Source organism: Streptomyces sp. NRRL F-6676 (genome assembly GCF_000725625.1).
In the GTDB taxonomy this organism is placed as follows: domain Bacteria; phylum Actinomycetota; class Actinomycetes; order Streptomycetales; family Streptomycetaceae; genus Streptomyces.
Map to the genome: position 1 here is coordinate 12,728 of NZ_JOHS01000050.1, position 18,750 is coordinate 31,477.

The 18,750-nt window shown below is 73.2% G+C and carries 18 protein-coding genes; 13 read left to right on the forward strand and 5 right to left on the reverse strand.

Features of this window, described 5'->3' with window-relative positions; translation table 11 throughout:
* The first annotated feature begins 234 nt into the window (after nt 1–234).
* Nucleotides 235–1,593, forward strand: a complete 1,359-nt coding sequence (locus IO29_RS25380) for an NsdA family TPR-like regulatory protein (RefSeq protein ID WP_030381837.1) — start codon at nt 235–237, stop codon at nt 1,591–1,593.
* A 55-nt stretch (nt 1,594–1,648) separates the two neighbouring features.
* Nucleotides 1,649–2,194, forward strand: a complete 546-nt coding sequence (locus tag IO29_RS25385) for an NUDIX domain-containing protein (RefSeq protein ID WP_030381838.1) — start codon at nt 1,649–1,651, stop codon at nt 2,192–2,194.
* Between the two features lie 16 nt (nt 2,195–2,210).
* On the opposite strand, the gene IO29_RS25390 is transcribed toward IO29_RS25385, so the two are convergent.
* Both IO29_RS25390 and IO29_RS25395 read right to left on the reverse strand, forming a co-directional pair.
* A complete protein-coding gene (locus IO29_RS25390) occupies nt 2,211–2,468 on the reverse strand; it encodes a hypothetical protein (protein WP_030381839.1) in 258 nt (85 codons plus the stop codon).
* A gap of 179 nt (nt 2,469–2,647) precedes the next feature.
* Entirely contained in the window at nt 2,648–3,508 is an 861-nt protein-coding gene (locus IO29_RS25395) for a 3-hydroxybutyryl-CoA dehydrogenase (protein WP_030381840.1), read from the reverse strand.
* Between the two features lie 172 nt (nt 3,509–3,680).
* On the opposite strand from IO29_RS25395, the gene IO29_RS25400 reads away from it, so the two are divergent.
* Nucleotides 3,681–4,934 carry a glycoside hydrolase family 10-like protein gene (locus IO29_RS25400; protein ID WP_030381841.1) on the forward strand — a complete coding sequence of 418 codons (1,254 nt, stop codon included), beginning with the start codon at nt 3,681–3,683 and terminating at the stop codon, nt 4,932–4,934.
* A 46-nt stretch (nt 4,935–4,980) separates the two neighbouring features.
* Here IO29_RS25400 and IO29_RS25405 read toward each other — a convergent pair whose 3' ends face one another.
* Nucleotides 4,981–5,343 (reverse strand): nuclear transport factor 2 family protein, encoded by a 363-nt coding sequence (locus IO29_RS25405; protein WP_030381842.1) that lies wholly within the window; start codon nt 5,341–5,343, stop codon nt 4,981–4,983.
* Nucleotides 5,344–5,460: 117 nt separating this feature from the next.
* On the opposite strand from IO29_RS25405, the gene IO29_RS25410 reads away from it, so the two are divergent.
* Nucleotides 5,461–6,237 (forward strand): helix-turn-helix domain-containing protein, encoded by a 777-nt coding sequence (locus IO29_RS25410; protein WP_030381843.1) that lies wholly within the window; start codon nt 5,461–5,463, stop codon nt 6,235–6,237.
* Nucleotides 6,238–6,339: 102 nt separating this feature from the next.
* On the opposite strand, the gene IO29_RS25415 is transcribed toward IO29_RS25410, so the two are convergent.
* Nucleotides 6,340–7,302, reverse strand: coding sequence for a DMT family transporter (locus IO29_RS25415; protein WP_063738116.1), 963 nt, complete (start codon nt 7,300–7,302; stop codon nt 6,340–6,342).
* On the opposite strand from IO29_RS25415, the gene IO29_RS25420 reads away from it, so the two are divergent.
* Complete coding sequence (locus tag IO29_RS25420) at nt 7,301–8,752, forward strand: aminotransferase-like domain-containing protein (protein ID WP_033226382.1); 1,452 nt, start codon at nt 7,301–7,303, stop codon at nt 8,750–8,752. The genes IO29_RS25415 and IO29_RS25420 overlap by 2 nt on opposite strands.
* 73 nt (nt 8,753–8,825) lie before the next feature.
* Nucleotides 8,826–9,419 (forward strand): histidine phosphatase family protein, encoded by a 594-nt coding sequence (locus IO29_RS25425; protein WP_030381846.1) that lies wholly within the window; start codon nt 8,826–8,828, stop codon nt 9,417–9,419.
* An 87-nt stretch (nt 9,420–9,506) separates the two neighbouring features.
* Here IO29_RS25425 and IO29_RS25430 read toward each other — a convergent pair whose 3' ends face one another.
* Nucleotides 9,507–9,956: a DUF6314 family protein gene (locus IO29_RS25430; protein ID WP_030381847.1), complete on the reverse strand. Its 450-nt coding sequence runs from the start codon at nt 9,954–9,956 to the stop codon at nt 9,507–9,509.
* A gap of 283 nt (nt 9,957–10,239) precedes the next feature.
* Between IO29_RS25430 and IO29_RS25435 the strand changes: the two genes are divergently transcribed.
* The 7 genes from IO29_RS25435 to IO29_RS25465 all read left to right on the forward strand — a co-directional run bounded on the left by IO29_RS25435 (nt 10,240) and on the right by IO29_RS25465 (nt 18,750).
* Nucleotides 10,240–12,849: a YfhO family protein gene (locus tag IO29_RS25435; protein WP_051707887.1), complete on the forward strand. Its 2,610-nt coding sequence runs from the start codon at nt 10,240–10,242 to the stop codon at nt 12,847–12,849.
* An 18-nt stretch (nt 12,850–12,867) separates the two neighbouring features.
* Nucleotides 12,868–13,932: a glycosyltransferase family 2 protein gene (locus tag IO29_RS25440; RefSeq protein ID WP_030381849.1), complete on the forward strand. Its 1,065-nt coding sequence runs from the start codon at nt 12,868–12,870 to the stop codon at nt 13,930–13,932.
* Nucleotides 13,932–14,375 (forward strand): GtrA family protein, encoded by a 444-nt coding sequence (locus IO29_RS25445; protein ID WP_106969875.1) that lies wholly within the window; start codon nt 13,932–13,934, stop codon nt 14,373–14,375. The genes IO29_RS25440 and IO29_RS25445 overlap by 1 nt, the downstream gene beginning before the upstream one ends.
* Before the next feature lie 61 nt (nt 14,376–14,436).
* On the forward strand, nt 14,437–15,465 hold the full coding sequence (argC, locus tag IO29_RS25450) for an N-acetyl-gamma-glutamyl-phosphate reductase (protein ID WP_030381851.1): 1,029 nt from the start codon (nt 14,437–14,439) through the stop codon (nt 15,463–15,465).
* Entirely contained in the window at nt 15,462–16,640 is a 1,179-nt protein-coding gene (gene argJ, locus IO29_RS25455; protein WP_030381852.1) for a bifunctional glutamate N-acetyltransferase/amino-acid acetyltransferase ArgJ, read from the forward strand. The genes argC and argJ overlap by 4 nt, the downstream gene beginning before the upstream one ends.
* Nucleotides 16,637–17,560 (forward strand): acetylglutamate kinase, encoded by a 924-nt coding sequence (argB, locus tag IO29_RS25460; protein ID WP_030381853.1) that lies wholly within the window; start codon nt 16,637–16,639, stop codon nt 17,558–17,560. Before argJ ends, argB begins: the two co-directional genes overlap by 4 nt.
* Nucleotides 17,557–18,750, forward strand: a complete 1,194-nt coding sequence (locus IO29_RS25465; protein WP_030381854.1) for an acetylornithine transaminase — start codon at nt 17,557–17,559, stop codon at nt 18,748–18,750. Before argB ends, IO29_RS25465 begins: the two co-directional genes overlap by 4 nt.

The window sequence follows — 18,750 nt, forward strand, 5'->3', positions numbered from 1 at the left end:
AGAGGGCGGCTTGGGCCCCCCCGGCGTACCGGTGCGAACCGATACGCCGGGGGCGGGCCGCCGTCTGGTGCGAGGGGGAGCCGGCGGCCCGGCCGCCTCTTGCGAGGCACCCCAGTCAACCGGCCCCCCACCCCCCGCGGCAGCGAACGCACGCCCCGGACGCGCGCACTCCGTTCACACCCCGTGTGAACCGGTCCGCACTACCCTGTGCCCACCGAGGGACCGGGGGCACCCATGCAGCCCAACACTCTGCTCGACGCGATCCTCGACGAGGCGGGCGTCTCGCACGCCGGCCTCGCCGCCCACGTCAACCAGGCCGGCCGCGCCCGCGGCCTGGCCCTGCGGTACGAACACACCGCTGTCGCCCGGTGGTTGAAGGGGCAGCGCCCGCGCGGCCAGGTCCCCGACCTGATCTGCGAGGTGCTCGCCGCCCGGCTGCACCGCCCGGTGACGCTGGACGACATCGGGCTCGGCCTCCCCGGCGGCCCTGGCGACCAGGCCGCCCCGCACCCGGCCGGCCACTCCACCCTCTCCGGCTTCGTCGAGCGGGCCACCGCCCTGTGGCGCTCCGACGAACAGCAGCGCCCGCACGTCCTCGGCGCCCCCGCCGTCACCGGCACGCCCGCCGTGATGCCGGTGTGGGAGTGGGAGAACCCGCCCGAGGACACCGACGTCTCGCGCGGCGGACGGCACCACGTGAGCCTCGCCGACATCGACCTGCTGCGCACCGCCCGGGGCCACTACGAGCAGATGTACCGCAAGGCCGGCGGCGTCGCGACCCGCGCCCGTATCGTCGGCTTCCTCAACGCCGAGGCGGCCCCGCTGCTGCGCGGCGGCTACACCGACGCCACCGGGCGCCAACTGCACCGCGCCACCGGCGGCCTGGTGGCGATCGCCGGGATCTGCGCGTACGACTCCGACGCCCACGGGCTGGCCCAGCGCTACTTCCACCAGGCGCTGCGGCTGGCGAAGGCGAGCGGGGACCGGGGGCTGGGCGCGTACGTGATCGCGCTGCTCGTCAACCAGTCGCTGTTCCTGCGGGAGTACCGGCAGGCCGTCGCCTTCGCCGAGGCCGCGCTGCGCGCCGCGGGGAAGACGATCACCCCCGCGCTCGCCTCGGACCTGTACGCGATGCAGGCCAAGACGTACGCGCACCTCGGCGACGGCAGCGGCGCGCTGTCCTGCATCCGGCGGGCCGAGGCGGCCGCCGAGCACATCCGGCGCGGCCGGGAACCGGACGAGACCGGGTACGTCCAGCCCGGTCTGGTCAACGTCCAGGTGGCGGAGGCGCTGCTGAGCCTCGGCGACCTCACGGCGGCCGGGCGGCACGCGGCCGCGGCGGTCGGCACCCCGGCGCACGACCGGGGCCGGGTGCACCGGCTCGCCATGCTGAGCCACATCGAGCTGCGCCGCGGCAACGCCGAGAAGGCGGCCGCGACGGCCGTGGAGATGACGGAGGCCGCGCGCGGCATGGAGTCCCAGCGGCTGCGCGACCGGCTCCGCGCGGTCCGTGAGCATCTGGTCCGCAGCGGCTGCGCGGGCACGGCCGAGGCCGCCGCCCTTATCGACGGCGCCCTCCGCGTACCGCTGTAGGCCCCGCCACCGCTGCTGCGATATTGCCACCTACTCGACGAAAGGTGGCAGAACCGTGCAGTGGACGAAAGAGAACGAACAAACCGTGTATGAAAACCGCTGGTTCCGCGTCAATCTGGCGGACGTCGTCCTCCCGGACGGCCGGCACCTGGACCACTTCCTCATCCGGCTGCGGCCCGTCGCCGTGGCCACCGTGGTCAACGAGGCGAACGAGGTGCTGCTGCTGTGGCGGCACCGTTTCATCACCGACAGCTGGGGGTGGGAGCTCGCGGCGGGCGTCGTCGAGGACGGCGAGGACATCGCCGCGGCCGCCGCCCGGGAACTGGAGGAGGAGACCGGCTGGCGGCCGGGACCGCTGCGGCACCTGATGAGCGTCGAGCCGTCCAACGGGCTCACCGACGCCCGCCACCACGTCTACTGGACCGACGAGGGCGCCTACACGGGCCACCCCGTGGACGACTTCGAATCGGACCGCAGGGAGTGGGTGCCCCTCAAGCTCGTCCCCGACCTGGTCGCCCGCGGCGAGGTCCCGGCCGCCAACATGGCGGCCGCGTTACTGCTCCTGCATCACCTCCGACTCGGTCAGGACACGCGGCCCTGAGTCCTTGCGCCGCCGGTCAGTGGCCCAGCGCCTCCCAGACCGCGACGACGAGCGCGCCGAGGGCGGTCAGGACGGCGAGCGAGGGCAGCGGCCAGCGCGCGTGTTCCAGCGCGGCGAGCCGCGTGCTCAGCTCGTCGACGTCCTTGGCGGTCTGCTCGGTGCGGTGCGTGAGCAGGGCCAGTCCGCCCTCGACGCGGGCGTGCGCCACGTCCAGCCGGCGGCGCAGCTCCGCCACGTCGGGATGGATGACCGGATGATCGGGGTCGGCGGTCACGGGTCCGCTCCTTTCCTGGTCGACCCGTTCGTTGCATGTGCATGAGGAGTGAACTCCTCCGCCCGACCGCTGAGGAGAGTGTGCGACTGGCATATGCGAACCCGCCCCGCACACACCGTGTGAACGCCACGGACCCGGCACTCTCCGGGGAGGAAGTGCCGGGTCCGTGGGAAAGGACGTCAGGCGTACGTGTAGAACCCCGAGCCGGTCTTGCGGCCCAGCCGGCCCGCGTCGACCATGCGCTGGAGGAGCGGGGGAGCGGCGTACAGGGGCTCCTTGTACTCCTGGTACATGCTGTCGGCCACCGAGGCGACCGTGTCCAGGCCGATCAGGTCGGACAGCTTCAGCGGGCCCATCGGGTGGGCGCAGCCCATCTCCATGCCGTTGTCGATGTCCTCGCGGCTGGCGATGCCCGACTCGAACATCCGGATCGCGGAGAGCAGATACGGGATCAGCAGCGCGTTCACCACGAAGCCGGAGCGGTCCTGGGCCCGGATCGCGTGCTTGCCGAGGACCTTCTCGGCGAAGAGCTGGGCGCGGCCGAGCGTGCCCTCGGAGGTGGTGAGCGCGGGGATCAGCTCGACGAGCTTCTGCACCGGCGCCGGGTTGAAGAAGTGGATGCCGATCACATGGTCGGGGCGCGAGGTGGCGACCGCCAGCTTCACCAGCGGGATCGAGGAGGTGTTGGAGGCGAGGATCGCGTCGGAGCGGGTCACCACCTGGTCGAGCACCTGGAAGATCTCCGTCTTCACCTGCTCGTTCTCGACGACCGCCTCGATCACCAGATCGCGGTCGGCGAACTCGCCCAGATCGGTGGTGAAGCTCAGCCGCGCCTGCGTCGACTCCAGCTCCTCCGCGCTGATCTTGCCGCGCTCGGCCGCCTTGGTCAGCGAGTTGTACAGCCGGGTACGGCCGATCTCCAGGGCCTCGCCGGTGGTCTCGGCGACCCGCACCTCCAGACCTGCCCGGGCGCACACCTCCGCGATACCGGCACCCATCTGGCCGCAGCCCACCACTCCGACGCGTTCGATGTCGGTCACATCGTCCCCTTTGTTTCTCTTCGTTCCGCTGCGTTCGCCAGGGCGGGTGGTCCGTCGCCTGCTCCGATCGTGCACGTTACCCCCAAGTACTGATGATCGATCGCCCGGGTCGGGCATGCTGGTGCGCCGGGCGACCCGCAACCGGGCGGGTCCGCGGAGTGTGGGGTGTGCGATGGGACGGTTGTCACGGCGGGCGTTCGCCATGGCCGCGCTGACGTCACTGGTGGTAGCGGGCGACGCGGCGGCCATCGACAGTTCCGGCGACGGCCGGGGCCGGCGCGGCAGGACCAACCGGATGCGCGGCATGTGGCTCGCGACCGTCTCCCACCGCGACTTCCCCACCCGGCCCGGACTGACCGCGGCCCAGCAGCGGGCCGAACTCCTGACCCACCTGGACATCGCCGTCGAGCGGAAGCTCAACGCCGTCTTCTTCCAGGTCCGCCCCACCGCCGACGCGCTGTGGCCCTCGCCGTACGAGCCCTGGTCGGAGTATCTGACCGGCACCCAGGGGCAGGACCCCGGCTGGGACCCGCTGGGCACGGCCGTGCGGGAGGCCCACGCGCGCGGGCTCGAACTGCACGCCTGGTGCAACCCCTACCGCGTCGCCAACCACACCGACCCCGGCCGGCTGGTGGCGAGCCACCCCGCCCGCCGCCACCCCGACTGGGTCGTGCCGTACGGCGGGAAGCTCTACTACAACCCCGGGCTGCCCGAGGTCCGCGCCTTCGTCCAGGACGCCATGCTCGACGCGGTGCGCCGCTACCGGGTCGACGGCGTCCACTTCGACGACTACTTCTACCCGTACCCGGTGGCCGGCCAGACCTTCGACGACGACAAGGCGTACGCGGCGCACGGCGACGGCTTTCCCGACCGGGCCGCCTGGCGCCGCGACAACATCGACAAGCTGATCCTGGAGACCGCCGCCCGCATCCGCGAGGTGCGGCCCGCCGCGCGCTTCGGCATCAGCCCCTTCGGCGTCTGGCGCAACGCCGCCACGGACCCGCGCGGCTCGGCCACGCGGGCGGGCGTGCAGACGTACGACGACCTGTACGCGGACACACGCAAATGGGTGCGCGAGGGGTGGATCGACTACCTCTGCCCGCAGGTCTACTGGAACATCGGCTTCCCGGCGGCGGACTACGCGGAACTGGTGCCGTGGTGGTCGGCCGTGGCCAAGGGCACGGGCGTGGAGCTGTACATCGGGGAGGCCCTGTACAAGGCGGGCGACCCCGCGCAGCCGGAGGCCTGGCAGGACCCGGCCGAACTCTCCCGCCACCTCACGTTCGCGGCGGAGTACCCCCAGGTGACGGGCCATGTCTTCTTCTCCGCCAAGGAGGTCGGCGCGGACCCGATCGGCGCGATGACGGCAGTGGTCGAGGACCACTACGACCGGGTGGCACGCCCGGGGCGGCGCCCGGTGCACTGAGGGGGCCGCCGCGCGCCGCCCGGTGGCCCCCCTCGGTGCCCCCGGTTCAGGCGCCGGCGGGCACCTTGTCGAGGAAGCCGCGGACGTCGCGGATACGGCCCTCGCCGTCCAGGACCAGGACGTCGAAGCCGATCACCACCGGCTCGGCGCCCTCGGGCCCCAGCCCCCAGCGGAACCGCAGCTGGCCGTGGTGGGCGTCGGGCTCGCCGACGGGCGTGAACACGAAGCCGGGGAACTGCCCGTGCACCCCGTCGATCAGGGCGGCGAGTCCGGCATGGCCGGTCACCTCGGCCAGCGGGTCGGTGTAGGTCACGTCGGGCGCCCAGTGCCCGGCCAGGAGCCTCGCCCGCTGCTCGCCCTCGGCGTTCCACGTGGCCAGGTACGCCTCGACGACGCTCTTCGTGTCCATGGTCAATCCTCCGGATCGGTCGGTGCGTTGACGTGACCAAGAGTGGAGGCGCAGCGTGCGCCGGACCATGACCTGTGAGGTCATGGCGGGCACGCCCGGCCCCTCTAGGCTGCCGGTATGACCACGGCCACGGACACCCGCGAGGTCGGCCCGCTGCTGCGCAGCTGGCGCGAGCGCCGCCGCTTCAGCCAGCAGGAGCTGTCGAACCGCTCCTCGGTCTCCACCCGGCACCTCAGCCGCGTGGAGACCGGCCGCGCGCATCCGACACCGGAGATGATCCTGCACCTCGCGGACCACCTCGACGTCCCGCTGCGCGAGCGGAATCGGCTTCTGCTGGCGGGCGGGTACGCGCCCCAGTACCGGGACCGCGGCCTGGACGACGTCTCGCTCGCCCCGGTCATGGAGGGGCTGCGGGGACTGCTCGACGCGCATCTGCCCCACCCGGCGCTGCTGCTGGACGACTACTGGGACGTCGTCGACTCCAACGCCGGCGTCGACACGCTCCTCGCGGGCTGCGCGCCGGAACTGCTCGAACCCCCGGTCAACGTCGTCCGGCTGTGTCTGCACCCCGACGGTCTGGCGCCGCGGATCGGCAACTTCGCCGAGTGGGCCTCGCACCTCTACCACCAGCTCGTCCACCGCGCCGAGCGCACCCACGACCCGCGTCACCTCGCCCTCGCCGAGGAGGCCGGGCGCCACCTCGCCGGAACCCGCCGCACCGCACCGCCCGGCAGCCCCGTCCTCACCCTGGAACTCACCACGGACGAGGGCCCACCCCTTCGCTTCTTCAGCACCTCGGCCCGGCTCACCACCCCCACCGACGCCGCCCTGGAGGGCCTGCACATGGAGACCTTCCTGCCGGCCGACGCGTCCACCCGGCGACGGTTCCGCTGACCGCCCCCGCCCTCCGACGGGACGGGGACAACGGCGCCGGGCCCACCGGCGCGGCGGGGACGACGGCGCCGGGCGTACACCGGCGCGGCGGGGCAACGGGCGTCAGGCCCGCGCCCGTTGCGTGACCGCGATGCACACCAGCACCGCCACCGCCGTCACCGGCGCGGCCCACGTCAGCCGTTCACCGAGCAGCAGCACCGACCACACCAGGGTCAGCAACGGCTGCGCCAGCTGCAACTGACTCGCCCGGGGGATGCCGACCGCCGCCATCCCCCGGTACCAGACCACCAGCCCCAGGAACTGCGACCCCACCGCGACCCACAGCACCCCCGCCACGCCGTGCCACCCCCACGCCACCGGCTCGTACGACAACGCCAGCCAGGCCCCCGGCAGGGACACCGGCAGACACAGCACGAGCGCCCACCCGATCACCTGCCACCCCGGCAGCTCCCGCGCCAGCCGGCCGCCCTCGGTGTACCCGGCCGCACACACCACCAGCGCCCCGAACAGATACGCGTCCGCCCCCGTCAGCGCGCCCCCGCTCTGCCCCACCGTGAACGCGATCACCGCCGCCGCCCCGGCGCACGCGGCGATCCAGAAGGACCGGGACGGCCGGGACCCCACCCGCAGCGCCGAGAACAGCGCGGTGGTCAGCGGCAGGAGTCCGACCACCACGGCCGCGTGCGCGGTCGTCGAGGTGCGCAGCGCCAACGTGGTGAGCAGCGGGAACCCGACGACGACCCCGCAGGCCACCACCGCGATCCCGCCCCAGTGCCGGCGCGGCGGCACCGGTATCCGCAGCGCCAGCAGGCAGCCGCCCGCGAGCACCGCCGCCAGCACGCTGCGCACGGCCACGAGCGACCAGGGCCCGAACGACTCGAGCCCCCAGGCCGTGGCGGGAAACGTGAGGGAGAAGGCGACGACACCGAGCCCGGCCTGGACGGCGCCCGTCCCGGAATCCCTGGAACCCCTACCGGAACTCGTCCCGGGCCGCGCCCCGGGACCCGGCCCCGCACCGTCGACCGCTATCGCACGACCTGGGATAGCGCTACTCTCTGCTCTCATGCACGAGCGTAACAGCGTCGCCGACCTGGCAGGAACCCTTCGGGCGGAGGTGAAGCGCTACTCCGCAGGAGAGAAGCTGCCGTCCAGCAGGGCCCTCGTGGAGCGGTTCCGGGTCAGCCCGGTGACCGTCTCCCGCGCGCTGGCGCAGCTCGCCGCCGAGGGCCTGGTCGTCACCCGCCCCGGCTCCGGAGCGTTCCGCGCGGACCCGCGCCAGGCGCCCGCCCCGGCCGGCGACACCGCCTGGCAGGAGGTGGCGCTCAGCGCCGATCCGGCCACCGAGCATGTGCCCCGCAGCGTCGACGCCTCCGGTGTGCTCGTCTCGCTCGCCGCCCCGCCCGCCGGGGTGATCGAGTTCAACGGCGGCTATCTGCACCCCTCGCTCCAGCCGGAGCGGGCGATGGGTGCCGCGCTCGCCCGGGCCGGCCGCCGCCCGGGCGCCTGGGGCCGGCCTCCCATGGAGGGGCTGCCCGAGCTGCGCGACTGGTTCGCGCGCGGCATCGGCGGCCCGGTCACCGCCGCCGACGTGCTGGTCACCGCCGGCGGCCAGTCCGCGCTCACCACCGCGCTGCGCGCGCTCGCCCCGCCCGGCGCCCCGGTCCTGGTGGAGTCGCCCACCTACCCCGGCATGCTGGCGATCGCCCGCGCCGCCGGGCTGCGCCCGGTCCCCGTGCCGGTCGACGCCGACGGCCTCAAGCCCGCCCTGCTCGCCGACGCGTTCCGGGCCAGCGGCGCCCGGGTCCTCGTCTGCCAGCCGCTGTTCCAGAACCCGACCGGCGCGGTACTGGCACCCGAGCGCCGGGGCGAGGTGCTGCGGATCGCCCGCGCCGCCGGGGCGTTCGTCGTCGAGGACGACTTCGTACGGCGGCTGGTGCACGAGGACGCGGGCCCGCTGCCGCCGCCGCTCGCCGCCGAGGACCCGGACGGCGTGGTGGTGCACGTCGGCTCGCTGACCAAGGTGACCTCGCCCAGCTTCCGGGTGAGCGCGCTGGCCGCCCGGGGCCCTGTCCTGGACCGGCTGCGGGCCATCCACGTCGTCGAGACGTTCTTCGTGCCGCGCCCGTTGCAGGAGGCCGCCCTCGAACTGGTCGGGGCACCCGCCTGGCCGCGCCATCTGCGGGCGGTCTCCGCCGAGTTGCGCACCCGCCGGGAGGCGATGACCGCCGCGCTCCGCCGCGACCTGCCCGCGCTCGCCCTGCCCCATGTGCCGTCCGGCGGCTACCACCTCTGGCTGCGGCTGCCCGACGGCACCGACGAGTCCGCGCTGGTCGCCGCCGCCCTGCGCACCGGCGTCGCGCTCACCCCCGGCCGCCCCTACTTCAGCGCCGAACCCCCCGCCGCCCATCTGCGGCTGAGCTTCGCGGCGGTCGCGGGCACCGCCGAGATCACCGAGGGCGTACGACGACTGCGGGCGGCCTGTGACGACGTCTTCGCCGCCTCCCTTTTCGGGTGAGGAGACGCATACCCTCGGTAACTGGCGCGTAACGGCCCTTGACCTGCGTACTTGCGCGGCCCACCATCACGGCATGCACGTTCGGGTCACGTTCGTCGCCGCGGCACGCAACGCCTCGCTGCTCGCCGAACGTTTCGAGGACGACCGACCGCTCGACCAGGCGGCCTGGGACCAAGTGCTGCACGTGGCCGGGCAGTTGCTCCCGCTCGCCGCCGCCGAACTGCGCTACTGCTCGCCGACCCCGCGCAGCCGCGCCACCGGCGACGCTCTGGGCTACGCCCCTCTGGTGCAACTCGCCCTGCGCGACTGCGACATGGGCCGCTGGCGCGGACTCACCCTCGGCGAGGCCATGGCCCGCGAGCCGCAGTCGGTGGACGCCTGGCTCGCCGACCCGCGCGCCGCCCCGCACGGCGGCGAGTCCCTGCTGTCGTTCATCTCCCGGGTCGGCGGCTGGCTGGACACCCGGCCCGCCGAGGAGGGCTGCCGCATCGTCGCCGTCGCCGAGCCCTCGGTCGTCCGCGCGGCCCTGGTCTACGCGCTGAAGGCGCCCCCGGCCACGTACTGGAACCTCGACGTCCACCCGCTGTCGACGACCACTCTCACCGGCCGCGCCGGCTACTGGAACCTCCGCTTCGACGGCGTCGCGCCCCAGCCGCTCCGGGCCTGAACCCGGCCCGCCCCGTCCTCGGCCCGTCCGCGCGTGGCCCCGGCCCGCTTCCGTCCTCGGCCCGTCGGCGTGTGCCCCCGCCCGCCCTCAGTCCGCCCGCGCGTAGTCGGTCGTCAGCACCAGGTCCTTCGCCGGGCCGCCCACCCGCCACACCGTCCGCCAGTGGTCTTGGTCCCGCACGGTGAACTCGCCCCGGTAGAAGTCGGCCGCGCACGGGTGGTCGGCGACGTACCGCCCGCTGCTCAGGTCCAGGTCGTGGAACGGGCGCCCGTCCGCGAACCGCACGTCCGCCGTGGCCGCCCCGCCGCTGCCCGGCAGGAACCGCAGCGTCCGCGTCGCCGGCCGGGCCACGCCCTGCCAGACGAACGTCCCGGCCTCCTCGTGCAGCAGCCCGCCCCCGTCGAGCGGCGCGAACCCGGTCGTCCCGGTGAACCGGCCCTCCTCGCCGCCGGACAGGTCCCGCGCCGACCGCTCGACCCGCCACTCCCCGGCCAGATACGCCAGCACGTCCGGTACCGGCCAGAACTCGCCCCTCACGTCACGTCCTCCGTCGCACCCCGGTCCGCCGCACGCCCCGTCGGCGTGCCCGCACCCCTCCATCCTGCCGCCCGCGGGACGGGACCGTGAATTAACCCCCGCTTCGCATACGCTTCGGCTTTTGTTCTTCCATTCGCAAGAATTCCGTTGAAAAGAACTCCTCCGTACTCGTTCGTATTCCGAATCACCGCGAATCCGTTGCGGAAATTCCATCAGCGAGTACAACCATGCGGAAAGTCTGCCCGTCTTAACGGGCGAATCAACAATGGGGAGTCTGCCGAGTATGAACGGGTCGATCCGGCCGAGTGTCGCCGCGGCGTGGGCGCGCCTCCCGCGCGACGGGCGGGCCGCCGCGCTGCTCGCCGCGGTGCTCACCACCACCGCGCTCTGCGTCGGCGACGTCCTGGCCCGCAGCTACCCCTTCGGCTCCCGCACCCGGGACGTCAACGACCTGGGCAACCAGTACGTGCCCTTCCACGCGCACCTGTGGGACCTGCTGCACGGCCGCGCCGACGGCGGACTGTTCGTCAACTGGCAGTCCGGGTACGGCTCCAGCTTCCTGCCCGACCTCGGCACCTACCTCAGCAGCCCGTTCGCCCCGCTGGTGGCGCTCTTCCCGCGGGACGAGATCGACCTCGCGGTGTACGTGATCACCCTCCTGAAGGCCGCGTGCGCCGGAGCCGTCATGGCCTGGCTGCTGCCGCGCCTGCGCCCCGGCCCCTGGTGGGCCGCCGGGCTGCTCGGCGCCTCGTACGCCCTGTGCGGCTGGACCCTGTCCTACGCCTCGTACAACCCGATGTGGCTCGACGGCCTCCTCGCCCTGCCGCTGCTGTGCCTGGTGGGGGAGTGGGCGCGGGAGGGGCGGCACCGGGTGGCGGGCGTGCTGATCGTGGCGCTCGCCTGGACCGCCAACTTCTACACCGCCTACATGGCCACCCTCGGCGCCGGCCTCGTCCTCCTGCTGCGGCTCTGGCTCAGCGGACTGCCGCGCCGGCGGGCGTTCGCCGCGGCCGGCCGGGCCGTACTCACCACCGCGCTCGGGGTGGGCCTGGCCGCACCGCTGGTCGTGGTCGTGTACGTCGGCACCCGCCACGCCTACCCGGGCCGTACCAGTACCTTCCGGCCGGTGGGAGGCGAGGACCTGCTGGCCCGCCTGCTGCCGACCACGTACTCCTACTCCAGCCCCGGCCTCTACGTCGGCGTCACCGCGCTCGTGCTCGCCCTCGCCCTGCCCTTCCACCGGGCCGTACCGGTGCGCGAGCGGGCCGGGTGGACGGTGCTGGTCGTCGCCGTCGCGCTGTCGATGCAGTGGACGCCGACCCATCTGGCCTGGCACGCCTTCACCACGCCCAACGGCAGCCCGTACCGGCAGGCCTTCGTGCTCTGCGCGCTGCTGGTGTGCGCCGCCTGGCACGCGCTCGCCTACGGGCCGCCCGGGTGGCGTGCCCTGGGCGCGGGGGGCCTGCTGTTCGCCGTGCTCGCCGCGGTGGCGAGCCGCAGCGGCCTGGAGGACCCCTCCTACGCCCTGCCGGTGCTGCTCCTCGCCGCCGCGGGCGCCCTGGGCGGACTCGCCCTGCTCACCCGGTACGCCGGGGAGCGGGGCGCCGGGGCGGCGCCCGGTACCGGCCGCCGCCGCACCGTCCTCGCCGGTCTCGCGGTGGTGCTGCTCACCGCCACGCAGCTCGGCGAGGCCGGGGCGACGGACGCCGTGGCCACCCGCTTGCGGCTCAACCACATGGACGACTACGCGCCCTGGGGCAGCCGCCAGGAGGAGCAGGCCAAGGCGGTCGACGAAGCCGACGGCTGGCCCCGCTACCGCACCGACCCCGGCCGGGAGCAGACCGTGGCCAACGACCCGCTGATGGTCGGCGGCCAGGGCGCGCAGTACTACAGCAGCCTCACCGCCGACGTGCTCAGCCGGACGCTCACCGCGCTCGGCGGCGGCTCCACCTCGCTCGGGCGCAGTCTGCAAAGCCTGGACAACCCGGTCACCGACGCCGTGTTCTCCGTCGGCGCCCGTGTGCACTCCCCGCCGGACCAGCACCAGCGCTGGAACCCGCGGGACGACAGTCCGGTGACCGTCTCCCGCAGGCAGGTGCCGCCCCTGGTCACCGTGCGGCCGGACAAGGGCTCCACCGCCGGGTTCGGCACCTCGCCCTACCGCAACCAGGAACTGCTGCTCGGCAGCCGTGTCTACACCGTGCCCCGCGCCACCGTCCGCACCGGGGCCGGCGGCCCGGCCGCCGTCACCGCGCGGTGCCGGGCGGGCGACGAGGCGTTCCTGTGGGCCCCGCACTTCTCGGGCACGGCACGGCTCACGGGGACCCCTGCCTCCGCCGCCGGCTTCCGCTCCAAGGCCGACGGCAGCCAGGCCGCGGCCATGCAACCCCTCGGCACCGTCCCGGACTCCGGCCGGCTGCGCATCGCGCTGACCCCGAACCGGGCCGGCACCACCGTCCCCTCCGGCGCCGTCGGCTGCCTCGACCCCGCCCGGCTGCGCGCCGCCGTCGACCGGCTTACACAGACCGGCGCCACCGAGGTCTCCGTCTCCGGCGCCACCGTCCACGCCCGGCTCCCGGCCGGCAGCACGGGCACCGCCGTCCTCGCCGCACCCCGGATCGCCGGCTGGCGCTGCGCCGCCGGCGACGGGGCCGAACGGCCCGCCGCCACGTACCACGGGCTGATCGCCGTCCCCCTCGACGGCTCCGCCACCACGTTCACCTGCACCTTCCACCCGCCCGGCCTGCGGCTGGGCTCCGCGATCGGAGGTGTCGCGCTGCTCGCCACGGCGGCGCTCGCCGTCCTCGCCGCCGTCCGCCGCCGTCGGACCCCGGGGCCCTCGGCCCCGCCGGCGGCCGCACCACCGCGCGAGCGCGTCACCCACGCTCGCTGACCGCGCCACTGGAGAACCATGCTCATCTCGATCGTCGCCCCCTGTTACAACGAGGAAGACGTCATCGAACGTTTCCACGAGGAGGTTGGCAAGGTCGCCGACGAACTGCTGCCGCTCGGTCACGACACCGAGTTCGTGTACGTCGACGACGGCAGCCGCGACCGCACGCTGACTCTGCTGCGCTCCCTCGCCGAGCGCGATCCGCGGGTACGGTATGTCTCGTTGAGCCGCAACTTCGGCAAGGAGGCCGCCCTGCTCGCCGGACTGCGCCACGCCACGGGGGACTGCGTCATCGTCATGGACGCCGATCTCCAGCACCCGCCGCGGCTGATCCCCCGCATGGTCGAACTGCACGCCCAGGGCTACGACCAGGTGATGGCCCGCCGCGACCGCAGCGGCGACCGGTTCACCCGGACCCTCACCGCCCGCCTGTACTACCGGATCGTCAACCGGCTCGTCGACGTCGAACTCGTCGACGGCGTCGGCGACTTCCGGCTGCTGTCCCGGCGCGTGGTGGACGCGGTGCTGTCCATGAGCGAGTACAACCGCTTCTCCAAGGGCCTGTTCGCCTGGGTCGGCTTCCCCGGCACCACGCTCGCCTACGAGAACGAGGTGCGCACCCACGGCCGCAGCTCCTGGACGCTGAAGTCCCTGCTCAACTACGGCCTCGACGGGCTGCTGTCGTTCAACAACCGGCCCCTGCGCACCGCCCTCCACCTCGGCATGGGCCTGCTGCTGTGCGCCGCGCTCTACACCGCGTGGATCGTGGGCGCGGCACTCGTCAACGGGGTGCGCACCCCCGGCTACGTCACGACGATCACCGTGGTGACGGCGCTGGCCGGGGTGCAGATGGTGATGCTGGGCGTCGTGGGGGAGTACACCGGCCGGATCTACTACGAGGTCAAGGGCCGCCCGCACTTCCTGGTGAAGGCGAGCAATGTGCGGGGCGCGGAGACCGGGGAGGCCGGAAAGGGCGACGAGGCCGGGGAGGGCGTGACGCACCTGGCGAGCGGGACGGAGAGCGGCACGGACAGCGGCACGGAGACCGGTACGGGAACCACACGGAAGCACCTCGTCCCCTGATGTCCACGACCCGCACGACCGAGACCGCCGCCGCGCCGCCCGCCCGTCCGATGGCGCGGCAGATCCTCGTCTTCTCCGCCGTCGGCGTGGTGAACACCGGCACGTACTACGGTTGCTATCTCCTGCTCCTGACCAGGCTTCCCTATCTCGCCGCGCATGTGCTGGGTTTTCTGATCAGCATGGTCGGTTCATTTTTTCTCAATGCGTGGTTCACCTACCGGATCCGGCCGACCTGGCGCAAATTCCTGCTCTTTCCGCTGACCAACGCCACGAATTTCCTCCTCACCACCGCCGGCCTCTATCTGATCGTCGACGTCCTGCATTCCGGCAGCCGCTTCGCCCCGCTGCTGGCCTCCGCCGCGGCGATTCCGTTCACCTTCGTGGTCTCCCGCATGATCATGCAGCCGAAGGGGGAGGGTCTGCCCGCACAGCGAGAGGCCTGAGCCCGCGATTGCATAACTCTGCAACGCTACGTATAGTCATGCCATCACGGATGGAGGGTTCATGGCTGTACGTGCGGCAGTGGCCGGAGCGAGTGGATACGCGGGCGGGGAAGTCCTGCGCCTGCTCCTCGCGCACCCCGAGGTCGAGATCGGCGCACTCACCGGGAACTCCAACGCGGGGACGCGCCTGGGCGCGCTCCAGCCCCACCTGCTCCCGCTCGCCGACCGCGTGCTGGAGGAGACCACCCCCGAGGTCCTCGCCGGACACGACGTGGTCTTCCTCGCCCTGCCCCACGGGCAGTCCGCCGCCGTCGCCGAGCGGCTGGGCCCGGACGTCCTCGTCGTCGACATGGGCGCCGACTTCCGGCTGAAGGACCCGGCCGACTGGGAGCGCTTCTACGGCTCCCCGCACGCCGGCACCTGGCCCTACGGCCTCCCCGAACTGCCGGGCGGCCGCGCTGCGCTGGAGGGGTCCAAGCGCATCGCGGTGCCCGGTTGCTACCCCACGGCCGTCTCGCTCGCGCTCTTCCCGGCCTACGCCGCCGGGCTCGCCGAGCCCGAGGCCGTGGTCGTCGCCGCCTCCGGCAGCTCCGGCGCGGGCAAGGCGCCCAAGCCGCATCTGCTGGGTTCGGAGGTCATGGGCTCCATGTCCCCCTACGGCGTCGGCGGCGGCCACCGGCACACCCCCGAGATGATCCAGAACCTCGGCGCGGTGGCCGGCGGGCCCGTCACCGTCTCCTTCACTCCCACCCTCGCCCCGATGCCCCGCGGCATCCTCGCCACGTGCAGCGCCAAGGCCCGCGACGGCGTCACCGCCGAGTCCGTGCGCGCCGCGTACGAGAAGGCCTACGCCGACGAACCCTTCGTCCACCTGCTCCCCGAGGGGCAGTGGCCCGCCACCGCCTCCGTGTACGGCTCCAACGCCGTCCAGGTGCAGGTCGCGTACGACCCCGCCGCGCACCGTGTCCTCGCGATCAGCGCCATCGACAACCTGACCAAGGGCACCGCGGGCGGTGCCGTGCAGAGCATGAACATCGCCCTCGGGCTCGACGAGACGACAGGTCTCTCCACGATCGGAGTCGCACCGTGAGTGTCACTGCCGCGAAAGGTTTCACCGCCTCCGGCGTCGCAGCGGGCATCAAGGAGAACGGCAACCCCGACCTGGCCCTCGTGGTCAACACCGGGCCCCGCCTCGCCGCCGCGGGCGTCTTCACCTCCAACCGGGTCAAGGCCGCGCCGGTGCTCTGGTCCGAGCAGGTGCTGCGCGGCGGCGAGGTGAGCGCCGTCGTCCTCAACTCCGGCGGCGCCAACGCCTGTACGGGCCCGAAGGGCTTCCAGGACACGCACGCCACCGCCGAGAAGGCGGCCGAGTCCCTCAACACCGCCGGCCACGACGAGACGGGCGGGCACGGCGCCGGCACCATCGCCGTCTGCTCGACCGGACTCATCGGCGTGCTGCTGCCGATGGACAAGCTGCTGCCCGGCGTCGACAAGGCGGTCGCTCAACTGTCCCCGCACGGCGGCGAGAAGGCCGCCCTCGCCATCAAGACTACCGACACCGTCCACAAGACCTCCGTCGTCACCAGGGACGGCTGGAGCGTCGGCGGCATGGCCAAGGGCGCCGGCATGCTCGCCCCCGGCCTCGCCACCATGCTCGTCGTCCTCACCACCGACGCCGACCTCGACAGCGCCACCCTGGACAGCGCCCTGCGCGCGGCCACGAAGGTCACCTTCGACCGCGTCGACTCCGACGGCTGCATGTCCACCAACGACACGGTGCTGCTCCTCGCCTCCGGCGCCTCCGGCATCGCCCCGGAGTACGCCGAGTTCGCCGAGGCCGTCCGCACCGTCTGCGACGACCTGGGGCAGCAGCTCATCCGGGACGCCGAGGGCGCCAGCAAGGACATCAAGGTGGAGGTCGTCAACGCCGCCAGCGAGGACGACGCCGTCGAGGTGGGCCGCTCCATCGCCCGCAACAACCTCCTCAAGTGCGCGATCCACGGCGAGGACCCCAACTGGGGCCGCGTCCTCTCCGCGATCGGCACCACGAAGGCCGCCTTCGAGCCCGACGCGCTCAACGTCGCCATCAACGGCGTCTGGGTCTGCAAGAACGGCGGCGTCGGCGAGGACCGCGAAAAAGTCGACATGCGCTACCGCGAGGTCCACATCGTGGCGGACCTCGCGGCCGGCGAGGAGACCGCGACGATCTGGACCAACGACCTCACCGCCGACTACGTCCACGAGAACAGCGCGTACTCCTCATGAGCAACCAGACGCGGAAGCACACCGCGCTCCCCAAGGCCCGCATCCTCATCGAGGCGCTGCCCTGGCTCACCCGCCACCACGGCAAGACCGTCGTCATCAAGTTCGGCGGCAACGCCATGGTCGACGAGGACCTGAAGGCGGCCTTCGCCCAGGACGTCGTCTTCCTGCGGCACGCCGGGCTCAAGCCGGTCGTCGTGCACGGCGGCGGCCCGCAGATCAGCGCCGCCCTCGACCGGCACGGCATCGTCAGCGAGTTCAAGGCCGGGCTGCGCGTCACCACCGAGGACGCCATGGACGTCGTACGGATGGTGCTCGCCGGGCAGGTGCAGCGCGAACTGGTCGGGCTGCTCAACCGGCACGGCCCGCTCGCCGTCGGCCTCACCGGCGAGGACGCGCACACCCTCACCGCCACCAAGCACACCCCCGAGATCGACGGCGAGCTGGTCGACATCGGACGGGTCGGCGAGATCACCGCCATCGACACCGGCGCCATCGAGGCCCTGCTCGCCGACGGCCGCATCCCGGTCGTCTCCTCGATCGCGCGCAGTCAGGACGACCACCATGTCTACAACGTCAATGCTGATACGGCGGCTGCGGCACTCGCTGCGGCGCTGGGCGCCGAGACCCTGATGGTCCTCACCGACGTCGAGGGCCTCTACGAGGACTGGCCGAACAGCGACGAGGTGATCAGCCGGCTCACCGCGAGCCAGCTGGAGAAACTGCTGCCGGAGCTCTCCTCGGGCATGGTGCCCAAGATGGAGGGCTGTCTGCACGCCGTACGGGGCGGCGTCACCACCGCCCGCGTCATCGACGGCCGGGTCCCGCACTCGATCCTGCTGGAGATCTTCACCGACGAGGGCATCGGCACGATGGTCGTGCCGGACGAACAGCACGAGCAGCACGAGCAGGGGGAGTCGTGAGCAACGAGGAACTGACCGCCCGCTGGCAGGGCGCGCTGATGAACAACTACGGCACCCCCCGGCTGCCCCTGGTGCGCGGCGCGGGCGCCAGGCTGTGGGACGCCGACGGCACGGAGTACCTCGACTTCGTCGGCGGCATCGCGGTCAACGCGCTCGGCCACGCCCACCCGGCGGTCGTCGAGGCCGTCAGCCGGCAGATCGCCTCCCTCGCCCATGTCTCCAACCTGTTCGTGGCCGAACCGCCGGTCGCGCTCGCCGAGCGGCTGCTCCAGCGCTTCGGCCGGGACGGCAAGGTCTACTTCTGCAACTCCGGCGCCGAGGCCAACGAGGGCGCCTTCAAGATCGGCCGGCTGACCGGGCGGCCGCACATGGTCGCCACCGACGGCGGCTTCCACGGCCGCACCATGGGCGCCCTCGCGCTCACCGGCCAGCCCGGTAAGCGCGACCCGTTCCTGCCGCTGCCCGGCGACGTCACCCACGTCCCCTACGGCGACGCGCAGGCGCTGGCCGCCGCGGTGACCGAGGAGACCGCCCTCGTCGTCATCGAACCCATCCAGGGCGAGAACGGCGTCGTCGTCCCGCCCCCCGGCTACCTCAAGGCGGCCCGGGCGATCACCGCCGCCACCGGCTCGCTGCTGGTCCTGGACGAGGTGCAGACCGGCGTCGGCCGGACGGGCCACTGGTTCGAGTACCAGGCCCACGAGGGCGTGCTGCCCGATGTCGTCACCCTCGCCAAGGGGCTCGGCGGCGGGCTGCCGCTCGGCGCCACCGTCGCCTTCGGCCGGGCCGCCGAACTGCTCCGGCCGGGCCACCACGGCTCCACCTTCGGCGGCAACCCGGTCGCCTGCGCCGCGGGGCTCGCCGTCCTCGACACGATCGCCGACGAGGGGCTGCTCGACAACGTCAAGCGGCAGAGCGAGAAGCTGCGCCAGGGCATCGAGGGGCTCGGCCACCCGTTGATCGACCATGTCCGGGGCGCCGGACTGCTGCTGGGTATCGTGCTCACCGAGCCGCTTGCCCAGAAGGCGCAGCAGGCGGCTCAGGACGCCGGCCTCCTGGTGAACGCGCCCGCCCCCGATGTCGTCCGGCTGATGCCGCCGCTGAACCTCGGCGACGACGAGGTGGAGGCGTTCCTCCGGGCGCTCCCCGGCGTCCTGGCGCAGGCCCACGGGGACGGAGATCCGGAGTGA